This is a genomic window from Pseudomonas sp. ZL2 (assembly GCF_054788455.1).
Genome location: NZ_JBGOGX010000013.1, coordinates 20,341 through 35,164 on the forward strand (window position 1 = coordinate 20,341; position 14,824 = coordinate 35,164).

The following is a 14,824-nucleotide window of genomic DNA, read 5'->3' on the forward strand; positions in this document are numbered from 1 at the left end:
ATAATGCCACGCATGACGAGGGCGGGGCTGTTCGCGGTTCAGGCCGGGACGTACGGGGCGTAGTCCAGGTAACCTTTGGCGCCGCCACCGTAGTAGGTGTCGCGATCCGGCGCGGTCAACGGCCAGCCGTTTTTCAGACGGGCAACCAGGTCGGGGTTGGCGATGAACGGCTGGCCAAAGCCCGCCAGGTCGATCAAGCCTGCGTCCACCAGGTCCTGGGCACGCTCCACGGTCATGTCCCCGGCCAGGATCAGCGCGGTCTGGCCCAGTTGCGCCTTGCACTGCGCCAGCAGCTCACGCAGTGCCTGCTCCTGGGCCACCGCGCCTTCGCTGGCGAGGAAGAAGTGGGTCTGGTCCATCACATGCACATAGGCGATGCAGCGTTGACCCATGCCGGCGCAGAGGGCCGAGTAGGTCTCGTCGATTTGCGCGTAGATCGGCATGTCGAACAGCTGGCCGTACGGCGAGATGCGGATGCCGACCTTGTCGGCGCCGATGCGCCTGACGACGGCATCGACCACTTCAAAAACGAAGCGCAGGCGGTTTTCCAGGGTGTCTGCGGCGTAACGGTCGCTGCGGTCGTTGACCAGCGGGTTGAGGAACTGCTCGATCAAGTAACCGTTGGCGCCGTGGATTTCCACGCCGTCGAAGCCTGCGGCAATGGCGTTGGCGGCGGCCTGGGCGAAGTCTTCGACTACCCGGCCGACTTCTTCAGTGTTCAGCGGGCGCGGTGTCGAAGTCGAGACAAAGCCGGGCTCGCCGCTGTCGGTGTAGCCGAAGGCAATCGCGCCCTGGGCGACCTTGCTGGTGGCGCTGACCGGGGCCTGGCCATCGCGCTGGATCGAGGTGTGCGACACCCGGCCGACATGCCACAGCTGGGCAAAGATCTTGCCGCCGACGCTGTGCACCGAGTCGGTCACCAGCTTCCAGCCCTGGACTTGCTGCTCGGTGAAAATGCCCGGGTTGAACAGGTAACCCTGGCCTTCGCGGGAAATTGGCGTGCCTTCGGAGACGATCAAACCGGCGGTGCCGCGTTGGGTGTAATGCAGGGCGATCTGTTCGGTGGCGATGTCTTCGGGGGCGCGTGAGCGAGTCATCGGCGCCATGACGAAACGGTTGCTCAGTTGCAGCGAGCCGAGGTCATAAGGGGCAAACAGGTCATTCATGAGTGGGGCCTCTCGGTGGAATGGCGCCATCCTAGGGTCTTGCGAAAACAGCCACAATCAAGGCAAATGGCAAAACACTATTGCTGCTACAGCAATTTATGCCCCTATACTGGGCGGATTTCCCGTCGCAGGAGCCGCCCATGCACCTCAAAGCCCACCGCTTCTTCGCCATGGTGGCGGTAACCGGCAGCTTCTCCGCCACCGCCCGGCACTTTCAGGTGCCGGCCTCATCGGTGTCGCGCTTCATCGCCGCGCTCGAGCGCGAGGTCGGGCAGCAGTTGCTGTACCGCAACACCCGTGCGGTCAAGCTGACTGACGCCGGCGAGCGCTATTACCTGCAGATTCGCGAAGTGCTGGAGCTGCTGGATGCCGCCGACGAATCGATCAGCGGCAAGACCGGCGACATTCGCGGCCTGGTGCGGATCAACGCGCCGGTGGCCTTCGCCCATTTGCACATCGTCCGGCTGCTCAATGGCTTGCATGAGCAGTACCCGGAGCTGACCGTGGAACTGACGGCCACCGATGCCTATATCGACCCGGTGCAGGAGGGCGCCGACATCACCTTCCGCGTTGGCCACCTGGAGGATTCGGGGCTGATCGGGCGGCAGATCTGCACCCAGCGGTATGTGTTGTGCGCAAGTCCCGATTACCTGCACAGATATGGCCAGCCGACGTCCGCGCAGGACCTGCGCCAGCACTGCTGCCTGGTCTACAAAGGCACCGGCGGGGCGCAGCGCTGGCACTTGCGCCGCCCGGGCAGCGATACCGTTGAAGTGGTCGACGTGCACGGGCCGCTGCGCAGCAACAACGCCCAGGTGCTGGTCGAGGCGGCCCTGGCCGGACGGGGTATCGTGTTCTTTCCGTCCTGGCTGTTCAGCAAGCACAGCTTTACCAGCAAGGCCCTGGTGCAACTGTTGCCCGACTGGGAAGGCGCCGTGGAGGCGACGCCGAGCCGGATCCACCTGCTGTCACCGGAAAACCGCCTGCGCTCGCAGAAGGTGCGGCGGGTGTGGGACTACTTTCTCGACGCCATCGGCACGCCGCCGTACTGGGATGACCTGGGCGCTTGAGTCAACCCTTGGCGCGCCAGGTCACCGGCCAATAGTCCTCGTTGATGCTGTCGCAGCGCCACATGGTCCGGCGGTCCTTGAGCTGCATGGCCGTACCGTCGTATTGCCAGATCGAGCTATCGCCGCAGTCCTTGCCCATCTCGCGGAAAATCTTCAACTGGCCGCTGACCGGGTTGAAGCTGATCTGCCCGTACAGTTCAGGGGCAACATCAGCCTCGGGGGCCGCTTTGAGCTCCAGCGGCGTCGCCTGGTAAGGCGCCGTGCGCGAGACGCGGTAGAGGCTGTGGTTGCAGCCGTCCTCGGCGCAGCCGTAACGCAGGCGCACCAGGGCGTGGGTCGGGTCCAGAGAGTAAACCTCGGCCTGGGCCTGCCAGTTTTGATGAGGCGCGGCGCTCAACTCGTCTTTGCTCAGGGCAATCATGTAGTCGCCGATCGCCTGTTGCTCGGCCTCGCTCAAGGCCGGCGCCAGGGTGAAGCGTGGCAGCTTGGGAATGGCCGGGGCCGGCGGCACCCGGCTGTCCGCCTGGTAGCCAGGGCGCACGAAGGCACTGGGGTGGCCGATGCGGCCTTGCACCGAATCCATCAGCAACAAGGCGGCACTCAAGCCCTGCAGCGATACCCGGCGTTCGCCAAAGTTGCTGTTGGAACTCAGGGTGTCGCTGTTGCGCAGCTCGCGCAGCTTCTCAACGGCGGCGTCGTTTTCCAGGTAATAGTACTCACGGCCCTTCGAGCCGTATTTCCAGGGTTCGGTGGGGCGGCCATCGAGGTGAAATTCGTAACGCAGGGCGACGTCGTCGTAGCTGATCGCGCTGAGCCGGGTGCTGCCCTTGGCACCGGCTTCGCGAACGATGTACAGGCCCATCCCCGGATTGTCGGTGCTGCCCGATACGGCGGTGCAGCGGCGGGTGTTGTCGCAGGCCACGCGCCAGTCCTGGAACACCCGGGTCAGTGGCACCGGTTCCGGTGTTGCGGCCTGGGTCAGGGCGGGTAACAGGGTAAGGGCCAGCCAGGTCCATCTTGCTGAAAACATCGTGGGTTGATCCTGCGGTGTCGATGAAGGGCGGCATGATCGCACCTTGGTGGTAGTCTGGCAGCTGTTTAGGGGCAATCAGCGCAGGAAGCCTTGTGATCTCCATCCGTCCCGTTTCACCCCATGAATGGCCAACCTACCGCGACCTGCGCCTGCAGGCATTGCAGGATTCGCCGGATGCGTTTGGCAGCACCTTCGCAGCAGAGTCGCAACGAACCGATGAAAACTGGGCGGCGCGGATTGCGGCGGCCCATGCCAGCGGCAACGACCGGGCGTTTTTCGCGGTTAATGGCGACGTGGTATGCGGGCTGGTCTGGTGCAAATTGTCCGCCGCCGAGCCGGGTGTGGCTGACATCTATCAGATGTGGGTCGACCCGGCTGCGCGCGGCCTGGGCGCTGGCGGTGCCTTGCTCAAGGCGGCATTGGACTGGGCTACCAGCGTTGCGGTGCGCCGGGTTGGCCTGGGCGTGACCCTCGCCGATAGCCCGGCGATGCGCTTGTACCAGGCCCATGGCTTCCAGCCGGTCGGCGCGCCGGAGCCACTGCGCGAGGGTTCCAGCCTGATGTCGCAGGGGATGCAGCGACAGATGAGCGCTTAATCCTCGAAGCGCCCTGAAGGGTCGCGATCCCGTTCATAGTGCCTGCTGAGCGGGAAGGGCGGCAGCCAGGACTCGCGGCGCAGGGTCCAGCTTTCGTAGGTGGGCGTGAGCAGGTCCGGGGCATCCAGCGAGCCGAGGTTCACTTCGACTTCATCGCCTGAGCGGGCGAACACCGACGAGCCGCAACGGGGGCAAAAATAGCGCCCGGCGTAGTCACGGGTTTCGCCTTCGATGCTGAGCGCATCCTCGGGGAAGATCGCCGAAGCATGAAACAGCGCGCCGTGGTGTTTGCGGCAGTCCAGGCAGTGACAAAGGCCGACCCGATAGGGACGTCCCGAGGCTGCAAATCGCACGTTGCCGCACAGGCAACCGCCGGTGAAGTGGTCCATGGTGCGTCTCCTGTTGTGTGTTCGTGGCATGGTGTGGGAGAAACTGCCCTTGGTGGGCGCGGGCCTTACCAGCGATGAGGCCGGTACGGCCAGCACATCAGCTGCTGGCCGAACTACGACCGCTACGCGCTCGATCGCCGGCAAGTCCGGCTCCCACAGGGTTGGGTGCATGCAGGGCCAGAGTGGGAGCGGGCTTGCCCCGCGATGCGATGTGGCTGACACAATGCTGTCGCGGGGCAAGCCCGCTCCTGCAAAGTCAGTAGCCGGTCATCTCCAGGTAGCCCTTGCCGCTCACACTTCCATTAAAGCGCACCGGCCCTTCCCAGTACGGAAAGCGCGTAGACATCCATGCGTTCGGCTCCAGTGCATCGACCTGCACATCCACGTCATGCGCCGGCACCTGCACGCGCCAGCGGGTAGGCACCTCGCGGCCGTTTTCCTGCTTGCTCCAGGCCAGCTCCTGCAGCTGGATCTGCTCACCCTGCAGTGCCTGGGCGCTACCCTCGGCACTGATCCAGGTACCTGCGCGGTAAGGTGTGCCTTGGGTCTCGCGCACGCGAAACAGCATCAGTTTGGCGCCGCTGTCCAGGTGCAGGGAAAACCAGTCCCAACCCGACTGCCCGGCCGCCAGGGGCTGGCTGCTCCACTCGCGGTCGAGCCAGGCGTTGCCGGTGACCGTCAGGCGTTGGCCGTCGCGTTCCACCTCGCCGCTGACCTGGTAGAACGGCTGGCTGTAATAGTACGACGCCTGGCCCTTGCCGGATTTTTCGCTGTAGCCCCGGGCGCCATGCAGCACCAGCGGGCCGGGGCTGACCAGGTTCAGGCGGTAGGCAAAGCCCTTGCCGCTTGCGGTCATCTGCAAGTGGCTGATGTCGTCGCTGCCTTGCAGTGACCAATCGTTGATCCAGGCCCGGAATGGCTGGGCTTCGACCCCCGCCTGGCCTATACCGCCCCGAGCCAGGCTTTCGCTGACCTGGTGGCCGCCGGGGCCGGTCAGTGCCGCATGGCCCATCCACAGGTTCGGGCTGTCCCAGTCGCTAGTTTCCGGGCCCGCTCGCAGGGCCGAGCGGAACAGCGTCCACTGCGCGCCCCAGTCACGCCCCTGGCGATCCCTGAGGTTGGCGGTGACGTACCACCACTCGATGCGAAAGCCATTGTGGGCAGCGTGGTCGAGGGGGAACACCAGCGGATGATTGCGCGTCACCTGCTTGAAGGCCGCAGCGTCCTGATCCAACCCGGCAAAACTTTTGGGCACTGGCGCAGGCGGGTCACATCCGCCCAGCAGCAACAGGCCGATCAACACGCAGACGTTAAATTTCATCGGCAAATTGCCTCAACAGCTCGCTGGGCTGGCGTCGCGCCAGTTGCCACAGCGGCCAGGCGCTGGCCAGCAGGCTGGTCAACAGGCCGAGCACCGCCAGCTGCAGCAGTTGCGCGGCAAATACATGCAGCGGCAGGCGCCAGCCGAAGGCCTGGACATTCACCACCGCCACCAGGCACCAGGCCAGCAACAGCCCCAGGGGGATTGCCAACAGCACGGTCAGGCTGCTCAGCATCAGGGTCTGTCCCAGCGACAACCACACCAGTTGCGTTCGCCGCACGCCCAACGCCCAGAGCGGTGCCAACTGGCCCAGGCGGCTCTGGCTCAAGGTCAGCAGGCTGATGAACAAGGCGATGCCCGCCACCCCCAGGGTCAGGCTGTTGAGCGCCGTGGTGGCGGCGAAGGTGCGGCTGAAGATCTCGCTGGACCAGCGCTTCAAGGTGGCTTGCTCGACCACGCGGCTGTCGTCCAGGGCGAAGCGTTGTTGCAAGTCGGCCCTCAGCGCCGCAACGCGATCGGGCGCAAGGTTCAGGCTGATATTGCTCAGCTTCGCCTGCGCCAGGTGCCCGCGCAGCCAGTCGGCATTGACCAGCAGGTGGCCCTTGGGGTTGCCATAGTCGGCATAGAGGCCTACGACGGTCATGGCTTGATTGGCTAACTGTAGTTTGTCGCCCAGGTGCAAGTTCAGGCGCCGGGCCAGTTGTTCACTGAGCATAACTGCCCGCCCGCTGGCCAGTTGCGCCCAGGCCTGCGGGCTTTGTTCCAGCAATGGCCAGCGCGCGGGGTAGGCGGGGTGATCGATGATGCCCTGGACCTGCACCGGCCACTGTTGCAAGCGTATTTCTGCACGCCAGCTGGGCAACAGTGTAGTGACGGCCGGTTGCCGGGCGAGCCAGTCGCTGATTTGCAGGGCTTGTGTCGTGTCCTGCGGGGTGAGGTAAAGATCGGCTGAAAGGCGCTGGTCGAGCCAACCGCTGAAGGTCTTGCGAAAACCCTCGGTCATGCTGCCCACGCCGACGCTGGCGGCCAAGGCCAACAACAGCGCCATCAACGCCAGGCTCAGCGCGGGAAGCTGCTGGCGGCTGTCGGCGATAAACCATTCCTTCAGCGGGCCGTGGCACACACGTGCCAGCCAGGCCAGTGTGCCGTCGAGCAGGGCGGGCAGCAGCAACGCTGCCGCCAACAACAGCGCCGCAAGCAGGATCAAGGCGCTGGTCAGGCTGTTGCCCCATTGCCAGCAACCCAGCGCGACCACCAGCAAAAGTGCCGCTACCAGTGCCTGACGGTGCAACCAGGGCCCTTGAGCCAGGCGCCAGGCCTGCGGCTGGGCCAGGGCCAGCAGCGGCAAACGGGCGGCGCGCAGCACGCTGCTGGCGCCGGCTAGCAAGGCGCCAAGCACGCTCACCACGATCCCTGCCAGCCACCACCAGGCCGGCAGGCTCAGTTGCCCGGCAACCTGCGCGCCGTACAGGCCACGCAAGCTGGCGGCGACATCAGGCAGCAACAAGGCGGCGAGCCCATACCCGCTGGCGACCCCGGCCAGGCCGCCGAGTACGGCGAAAACGCCTAGCTCCAGCGCCAGGCCGAGCAACAGGGTTTTCAAGCTGATGCCGCAGGCGCGCAGGTTGCGAATCAGGCCACGGCGCTGTTCGAGGGCCAGGCCGATGGCGGCGTGGGCAATGAATAGCCCGACGACGAAGGCCAGCAGGCCGAGGGCGGTGAGGTTGAGGTGAAAGCTGTCGGTCAGGCGCTGCAGGTCGCCGTCGTCGCTGGGCGCTTGCAGGGTCAGGCGCTCGGCGATCTCTGCCGGCAAGGGCCTGGCCTCATCGCTCGACAGTAATCGCGACAGTTGCCCCGAAGCGTGCAGCAACGCTTGTGCATGGCCGATATCCACGACAATCACGCCCGGTGCCAACTGTGGCTGCACAACCAACGGCGGCAATCTCTGGCCGTCACTGCTGGTCGCTTGCCCGGCAGCATCCACAGCCAGTTGCCGCAGGGTATCGGGGCCAATCCAGGCTTGCCCGGGCGTGCCAATGAATGCCTGCAAGTCGAACCCTTGCAACGGGGTGCCGGCGACGGTCATTGCCGGTGGCAGGCTCAGCGGCTCGATACCGATCAAGCGTACCGTCAGCGGCTGCTCCCCGGCAAAGCGCAAGCGGCCTTCCAGCACCGGCGATACCTGCCAACCGAGCTTGCGCAGTTGCAGATACAGCGATTGCTCGAAGCGTTCACCGCTGCGGGCCACCAGCTGCGCTTGCGCGGGGCCGGTCAACACCGCGCTGGCGCGGGCGTAGTCGGCCCGGGCCTGACTGTTGAGCGCCTGTACCCCGGTCCATAGCGCGGTGGCCAGCCACAAGCCGGTAAAGATGCTGAAAAACTGCAAGCGATGGCGCCGCCAGTGGCTGAGCAGCGCCTGCAAGGCAATCAGCAGCGGGCTCATCAGCGCGCCTCGACCTGCACACGCCCGGCGCGCAGGACGCAGCGCTGCTCAAGACGCGCAGCCAGGCGCGGGCTGTGGGTCACCATCAGCAGGCTGCTGCCGGCCTCGCCGACCAGCTGCAGCATCAGCGCCAGTACTTCATCGCTGGTGGCCTCGTCGAGGCTGCCGGTGGGTTCGTCGGCCAGCACCAGCGCCGGGCGGGCGGCCAGCGCCCGGCCAATGGCGACCCGCTGCTGCTGGCCGCCGGACAACTGCTCCGGGTAACGCGGCAACAGGCTGGCGAGGCCCAGGCGGGTTGTCAGGTAATCCAGCCACTGGCGGTCAAGCCGCGCCGCCAACCTGGCCTGAAAGGCAAGATTGGCCGCCACGTCGAGGCTGTTGATCAGGTTGTACTGCTGGAACACCAGGCCGATGCCTTGCCGGCGCCAGCGTGACAAGGCTGACTCCGAATGACCGTCGAGGGCCTGGCCATCGATCAGGATGCGCCCGCGGTCGGCGCGATCGAGGCCGGCGACCAGGTGCAGCAGGGTGCTTTTGCCGCTGCCGGACTCGCCCATCAACGCCAGGCTGCCGCCCTGGGCCAACTGCAAGTCGACGCCCTGCAAAACCGCTAGCGGGCCTTGGGCGGTGCTGAAGGACTTGTACAGTTGCTCGATGACCAGCATTGGCTGGGGGTTCCTTGCGAAGGCCCATCTGGTGCGGGGCTGCGGTTGTTGCGCAGATCCGCAACCCACAGTTTAGCTTTCGCCGCCGATCCGGGGCGGCCAAGGATCGACAGTAAGAGTGCGGCACATCGGTCATGACGCCCAACGTTGTGCCGACCGGTTGATTGACCTCTTCTAGCGATGGCTTGTCGCCTCCCGGTCAATGCGCGAAAAGCGCTTTCAGCAAGCATTGACCGGGGGGCGCGGCAGCCAACCTTCAGCCCTTTCTAGCGGCTGCCAGAAAGTGCGCAACCAGCGCATTGGCATGGCCATGGCCCATGCCGTGTTCGGCCTTGAGCCAGGCCACCATCTCCATATGCTTCCTGGCGCTGACTGAGCCGAGCAGCGTCAGCCAGTGGCTTATGGGTTGCCCGTACTTCTTCTCGATCGAAGGGAAGTACGAGGCGGGTCCTTTTACTTTTTGCTCCTCACTCATGATCCAGGCTCCTTTCAAGCGAATTGACTGGCATTGTCGCCTCAGCCACCAACAACAATGACTGCGGCACGGCGCTTTGCGGATGTTGCGGCTCTTGCAAACCGACCCATTTGAAACCCGCCATGTCCAGCGCATTGAACCAGCTGGACAGGGTGCGCAGGTACCAGGGCATGGGTTGCCACTGGCCCTGGAAACCGGCGAAGTCCTCCTTGCGCCAGCCATCCTGGTAGACCTCTGCGGCTGCCGTCCACGGGTGCAGGGTCTGGATCACCAGGGCACCGCCAGGGGCGAGCAGGGCGTTCATGGCGGCGAGCAGGGGGATGATGTCCTGGTGCAGCAGGGCGAAATTGGCGCAGATCACATGGTAGTTGCTGCCGATATCCACCTTTGCGTCTGCCAATGCCTGGTAGCTGGCCAGATGCACCGATGAATTGCCTGCCGCTCGTGCGGCCTCGACCAGCGTCGGGTCGCCATCCACCCCCACGGCCTCGATGCCCCGTTCGGCCAGCGCCCGCAACAGCCAACCTTCGCCGCAGCCCAGGTCGAGCACGCGCTCGGGCTGGCGGCAGAGCACGGCCAGCAGAATTGCCTGGTCGGTGACCTTGAGGCGGCTTTCGATGGCGCCGCTACGGACGGCCTCTATCCAGGCGCGGGCATTGTGTTGCCAGCTCTGCAGAAGTTCGGCATCGGGGGTGGCCATGGCGCTGTCCGGGGTGGAGTTGCCCACAAGGATAGGACAACTATGGAGGACCTTCGACGAACATTTGCGTCAGTAAGCGCAGCAGGCTTGCCCCGTGATCAAGGCAACGCCGGTTGACACACCAGCGGCACGCGCTCGTAGTTCAGTGCCGGGTTGCGCTCGGGGAGCGCGTAGGACGTCGTGCATTGCTGGTCATTCCATTTGATCAGGAGCGTGGCCGAATCCTTTTCGACCAGGGCCAGGGCGTTGCCGCCAGGGTCAGAGATTGCCAGCTGTTTGCCAGCTTGGTCTTCAACCGAGGCGCCGAACGGGATGCGCTGGTGCTGAGCATCGAACAGCTCGAATTGCACCCGTCTGCCGCTCTTGCTGGCGTAGCGGGCCAGCACCACGGCACCGCGCCTTGGCACCACTTGCCGGGTGGCGTTGTCCATCTCGATGTCGGCGCCCAGGTCGCGGGTATCCAGGCTGATCCAGTTGACCCGATAGGGTTGCGCGTTCGGCACCACGGTAAAGCCGTTGGCGCCGGTTTGCGCGCCGCTGTAACTGCCGATCTTGACCCCTGCAACACCGGGAACTTCAGCCAGGGCGAAGGTTTCACCCACCGTCTGGCCAAGGTTGATGCCGCCGGCATGGGCGACGACGGAACCGGCCAGGTTGAGGTTTTGCGAGTTGTAGCCACGTCCCTGGCTGTAGCCGACACCGATATCGGCAACGCTGGTGCGGGTGGTGATGTTGGCTGAAGCCGAGCTGCCGCCAGTGCTGCTGTTGCCGCCTTGCAGCGAGTAGTAAGTGTCGCTGTCTTGCGACAGGTAGCCGTTGATGCCAACTTGCGTGCTGTCGCTGTTCTTCTGGGTGCTGGCCGAGACGAAGGCGCGCGGCGCCCGGGGCTTGGAGCCCAGCGGGAAGGACACGGACAGGTTGACCAGGGTGTCATTGTTCGAGGGGCCGTAATCACCGACGTCTTTGCTGTAGGTGGCGCCAAGGTTGTAGCTCAGCTCACCCCAATAGTTGCTGTAACCGGCGGACAGGCTCTGGGAACCGCCCCGGCCCCAATAGCGCTGATCGCTGGCATTGAGGTAGACGCTGCCATATTGCTGGTTGCGGCCGAGGCTCTGGTTGATGGTGAGGTCGGTACGGGTTTTCGAGTTGCCGGTACGCTTGGGGCTATCGGTATCGAGCTCTTCGACATGGTTGGTCAGGGTCCGGTAGCCCTCGGTCGAGTAACGGTAGGCGGCCAGGGTGAAGCTGGTGTCGGTGCCAGTGAAGGTTTTCGCGTACAGCGCCCGCAGGCTATTGCCCCGGACCGACTGGCCCGGGGTACGGCTGGAGGAGTGGGTCAGGTCGACCGAGACCGCGCCAATGGCAGTGTTGCGCCCGGCACCGAGTGCCAGCGCCTGGAAGTTGTCGCTGGCCTGGACGCCGACGATGCCACTCAGGTTGCTGCTGATGCCATAGGCCAGGGTACTGCTGACAAATTTCGGCGACGCCAGGCCCTCGCTGTTGCTGTTGTACTTGCCCGCCGAGACGCTGTACTTCAGCTGGCCTTCACGAACCATGATCGGCAAGCTGGAGAACGCCTGCACGCTAACCCGACGACTGCCATCGGCCTCGATGATGGTCACTTGCAGGTCACCGTTCGAGCCGCTGGGATAGATATCACTGATTTCAAACGGGCCCGGCGGTACGTTGGCGGTGTAGAGGATGTAGTTGTTCTGGCGGATCTCGACCGTGGCGCTGGTTTGCGCCACGCCGCGGATGATCGGCGCGTAGCCGCGCTCGCTGTCGGCGCGCATGCCTTCGTCCGAGGCCAGTTTCAGGCCGCGATAGCGCACGCTGTCGAACAGGTCGGCGTCGGAGAAGATATCGCCGGCACTGAATTGCCCCTTCAACGCGGTCACATCATGCTGAACGTAGCTGCGGTTGCTCTTGAACCTGTTGGGCTGATCGGTACTGCTGCTGAAGTTCGACTCGTTACGCAGTCGCCAGGCGCCCAGGTTGATACCGTTGCGCAGGCCCAGGTTGTTGGACAGCGTGGTGGCGGTGTCCGTACTGTTGCGGTTGCTGCTCAACTGGTAATTGATGAACGCCGCCGATACGCCGTCATCCCACAGCGCCGGGTCGACATACCCGCGCATGCCGCGTTGCATGGCGACTTGCGGCACGCTCACCATCAAGCGCAGCCGGCTGACGTCATAGCGCTGGGTGGCTTTGTCGATCAGCGCGGACAGGTCGTAGCAGGCCTCTGGCTCAGCCGGGGTGAGCTTGTTCGTGGCTTCCAGCTTTTTCATGTCGATGCCCAGTTGCCGGAGCAGGTCCAGGGTCAGGCAGGCCTCGACTTTGCCGGTGCTGGGTGTGCGCCGGAATTCAATATCACGACGGCCAACCAGTACTTCGTTGCTGTAAAGGTCGACCCGGTAGTTACCCGGTAGCACGCTGTTGGCCGAGAGTAGCAATTGCAGGTCCACCGACGACTGGGCGCCCTGGAGGAACGAGGTGTTGAACTGTTCCTGCTCAATATCGCTGGCTGCGGGGGTGGCTGCGCCCGCTGTCGTGGGCAGGCATGAGACGATGGCGATGAGCAGGGGGCAAAGGGTCGACGGGTGTAATAGGGTGGGGGGCGTTGCCGGTCGCTTTGGCTGGTTTACGCCATGATCGTGTTTGCTGCCAGTGAGTAAAGACATGCAAATAACCTATATCACCCCCGATACGAGTAACGGTGCGGAGCGAAGTAAAGTGCGGTGGAAGTACGATGAATAGTCAAACCGGTGGCTCAAGGTGACGCTTTCGTCAGGCTGGCCTTTGTTGCCGTGGCATTGACAAGTTGCGTGGTGTAATGCTCTTGGGCGCCATAATCGTTAATACTGGTGAATGACAAGTTTGCCGTGCCGGCTGCGTTGAATTGCTTTACCGCTAACTCTTTGTGTTCACCCGGGGCGATCATCATGGAATCAACGACGATTTCCGTTGATTGGCCGGATTGCAGTTTTATATCCCCCATGGACACGTGGTAGAGGCCGGGGTTATCAATCCCCAGGACGGTTTTCCCTGCGCGCTCGCGCAATTGCCATTGCAGTTCTGTGGGGGCCAGATAGGCGTTGGCGGTCAGGCCTGATGGGCGAAAGAACACTTTGATGCGCTGGCGAACCGCGAGCTGCAAGGTGTTTTCGGTTTTTGCCGCCTGGGGGATTTCCTGGACGTTGAGCCAGACCACAGACTCTTTATCCGACGGCATGCCGGTGCCTTCATAGATCACCCGCAACAACTGCTGCTCGTTGCCGGTAACCCGCGCCAGGGGCGGCGTAACCGCGAACGGCACTGGCGTCGAGTCAGGGCCATCGCTGTCGACCCAAGACTGGATCAGCACGTCATCACCGGTGTTGCGCACGGTGATGCCGGCCTCTTTGTGCTTGCCATCAAAGACCAGGCGAGTGCCGCTCAAAGAGATGCCGGCCGAGGCCTGGGCAACCGCGAGCATGCCGAGGATGCCCAGGCAGAAGGAAAGGGGTTGACGAACCAACATGATATTTACCGCGTCATTGCCAAGAAAAAAGCGGGGCGAGCTGCCCCGCTCCGGGTCAGAGCCTGCTCTGGAGTTATTCGTATTGCAGAACGAATGGCAGGGTGGCGTCACCGCGACCGGCAACGACAGTGTCCAGGGCCCCGGTGGTGACGTAGGCAGCGGAGAATTTCAGGGTGGTGTTGCCATCCTGCAGGGTGTTCTCGACGCGGGCGGTGGCGTCGGAAGTCAGGTCGATCAGCGCGCCATTGGCGTCGAGCAGGGCAATACCGACGTTTTTCGCCGCGCCCAGACCATCAATCAGTCTCAGTACTTTGGTGCCTTCGACCAGGCCAGAACCGTCGGCTTTTTTCGGTTGGAAGATCATCGACACTTTGGTGCCCTTGTTGCAGTTGATCTTCATGTCGAAGTTTTCCGCGCTCAGCTTGCCGCTGCCAATCGGCGCGGCGGCGGTGCCCATGTCTTTGATCGACACTTCACCCATGGGCACGGAAATAGTCTTGCTCATGTCCGAGCTTTCAACAGAGCAGGCGTCGTTGTTGATTTTGCCAGTGAAGTTGATGGTGCCGGAACCGGCTTTGGTCGGCACGGGGTCGGCGGCGAGCGCGTGACCAGTGGCGGCGAGGATCGAGAGGGTCATAAAGGCCAGGGTGAACTTCTTCATTCTGATTTCCATAGGTGTTTTAAGTGCTGCATGAAAGTGCAGTTACACAATACGGAGGCCAATCGGAAGAAAGAATCAGACGATCCTTATAAGCACTAACGGCTGGTTTCGGCAGGCTCGATAACGCCGGTTAATTGAACAGTTTGCGCTCCAGGCAGTACGCCAATAAGTCCTGGTCACTGGCAACTTCCAGTTTGCGCATGGCCGCAACCTTCTGCGCACTGATCGTCTTGGCGCTTCTATTCTGGCTGCGGGCAATTTCATTGACACTCAGCCCGGCGACAAATAGGCGCAATATTTCATGTTCCTTGGGCGACAGCCGGGCAAAGCGTTCGTCCAGGGCGGTGCTGGACTCCACCACCGACGTGGGGGCGGCCCCGGCGCTGTGAAACGGCTTGCCGCTGGCGACGGCCTTGAGCGCGATTTCAATTTCGTTGTGCAACTGGCTCTTCTGGATAACCCCGAGTACACCCAGCTCATGGAGCCGGGTCAGGATCAACGGGTTGGAGATCATGGTCAGCACCAGGACCTGCACGTTCGGGAAGTGTCGCTGTAAATACCCCACGAGCTTCAGGCCATCGCCGTAGGGGGAGTCGGCGGGCATGTTGAAGTCGGTGATCACCAGGTCGACCGGCTGCTGTTCCAGCAGCTCGATCAGGCCGACGGAGCTGACGGCTTCGCCGACCACGCTGAAATGCACATCGCGCTCTACCAGTTCGCGTACGCCGAGCAACACGATAGGGTGATCGTCAGCGATGACAACGTTTAGTTTTTTCATGACCGGT

At 63.5% G+C, this 14,824-nt stretch carries 14 protein-coding genes; 2 read left to right on the plus strand and 12 right to left on the minus strand.

Annotated features, from left to right (window positions below; genetic code table 11):
- Positions 1 to 38: 38 nt before the first annotated feature.
- A complete protein-coding gene (locus ABM562_RS12065) occupies positions 39 to 1,166 on the minus strand; it encodes an alkene reductase (protein WP_460422078.1) in 1,128 nt (375 codons plus the stop codon).
- Positions 1,167 to 1,306: 140 nt separating this feature from the next.
- Here ABM562_RS12065 and ABM562_RS12070 point away from each other — a divergent pair, with 140 nt between their 5' ends.
- A complete protein-coding gene (locus tag ABM562_RS12070; protein ID WP_460422079.1) occupies positions 1,307 to 2,236 on the plus strand; it encodes a LysR family transcriptional regulator in 930 nt (309 codons plus the stop codon).
- A 1-nt stretch (position 2,237) separates the two neighbouring features.
- On the opposite strand, the gene ABM562_RS12075 is transcribed toward ABM562_RS12070, so the two are convergent.
- Positions 2,238 to 3,266 (minus strand): DUF1176 domain-containing protein, encoded by a 1,029-nt coding sequence (locus tag ABM562_RS12075; RefSeq protein ID WP_115087059.1) that lies wholly within the window; start codon positions 3,264 to 3,266, stop codon positions 2,238 to 2,240.
- Between the two features lie 95 nt (positions 3,267 to 3,361).
- Between ABM562_RS12075 and ABM562_RS12080 the strand changes: the two genes are divergently transcribed.
- Positions 3,362 to 3,865, plus strand: coding sequence for a GNAT family N-acetyltransferase (locus ABM562_RS12080; protein WP_460422081.1), 504 nt, complete (start codon positions 3,362 to 3,364; stop codon positions 3,863 to 3,865).
- Here the strand turns inward: ABM562_RS12080 and ABM562_RS12085 are convergent.
- The 10 genes from ABM562_RS12085 to ABM562_RS12130 all read right to left on the minus strand — a co-directional run bounded on the left by ABM562_RS12085 (position 3,862) and on the right by ABM562_RS12130 (position 14,817).
- Complete coding sequence (locus ABM562_RS12085; RefSeq protein WP_115087057.1) at positions 3,862 to 4,254, minus strand: GFA family protein; 393 nt, start codon at positions 4,252 to 4,254, stop codon at positions 3,862 to 3,864. The genes ABM562_RS12080 and ABM562_RS12085 overlap by 4 nt on opposite strands.
- 256 nt (positions 4,255 to 4,510) lie before the next feature.
- Positions 4,511 to 5,575, minus strand: coding sequence for a lipocalin-like domain-containing protein (locus ABM562_RS12090; protein WP_460422083.1), 1,065 nt, complete (start codon positions 5,573 to 5,575; stop codon positions 4,511 to 4,513).
- Entirely contained in the window at positions 5,565 to 8,018 is a 2,454-nt protein-coding gene (locus ABM562_RS12095; RefSeq protein ID WP_346617522.1) for an FtsX-like permease family protein, read from the minus strand. Before ABM562_RS12095 ends, ABM562_RS12090 begins: the two co-directional genes overlap by 11 nt.
- Positions 8,018 to 8,683, minus strand: coding sequence for an ABC transporter ATP-binding protein (locus ABM562_RS12100; protein WP_233673687.1), 666 nt, complete (start codon positions 8,681 to 8,683; stop codon positions 8,018 to 8,020). The genes ABM562_RS12095 and ABM562_RS12100 overlap by 1 nt, the downstream gene beginning before the upstream one ends.
- Before the next feature lie 256 nt (positions 8,684 to 8,939).
- The gene (locus ABM562_RS12105; protein ID WP_346617521.1) at positions 8,940 to 9,158 is read right to left on the minus strand and encodes a DUF4287 domain-containing protein; all 219 of its coding nucleotides are present in this window, start codon (positions 9,156 to 9,158) and stop codon (positions 8,940 to 8,942) included.
- A complete protein-coding gene (locus tag ABM562_RS12110; protein ID WP_460422086.1) occupies positions 9,151 to 9,858 on the minus strand; it encodes a class I SAM-dependent methyltransferase in 708 nt (235 codons plus the stop codon). Before ABM562_RS12110 ends, ABM562_RS12105 begins: the two co-directional genes overlap by 8 nt.
- Before the next feature lie 98 nt (positions 9,859 to 9,956).
- Positions 9,957 to 12,539 carry a fimbria/pilus outer membrane usher protein gene (locus ABM562_RS12115; protein ID WP_460422088.1) on the minus strand — a complete coding sequence of 861 codons (2,583 nt, stop codon included), beginning with the start codon at positions 12,537 to 12,539 and terminating at the stop codon, positions 9,957 to 9,959.
- 89 nt (positions 12,540 to 12,628) lie between these two features.
- The gene (locus tag ABM562_RS12120; RefSeq protein WP_460422090.1) at positions 12,629 to 13,378 is read right to left on the minus strand and encodes a fimbrial biogenesis chaperone; all 750 of its coding nucleotides are present in this window, start codon (positions 13,376 to 13,378) and stop codon (positions 12,629 to 12,631) included.
- A gap of 73 nt (positions 13,379 to 13,451) precedes the next feature.
- Positions 13,452 to 14,039, minus strand: a complete 588-nt coding sequence (locus ABM562_RS12125) for a fimbrial protein (protein WP_115087047.1) — start codon at positions 14,037 to 14,039, stop codon at positions 13,452 to 13,454.
- Positions 14,040 to 14,169: 130 nt separating this feature from the next.
- The gene (locus ABM562_RS12130; RefSeq protein ID WP_115087046.1) at positions 14,170 to 14,817 is read right to left on the minus strand and encodes a response regulator; all 648 of its coding nucleotides are present in this window, start codon (positions 14,815 to 14,817) and stop codon (positions 14,170 to 14,172) included.
- Between the last annotated feature and the right edge of the window lie 7 nt (positions 14,818 to 14,824).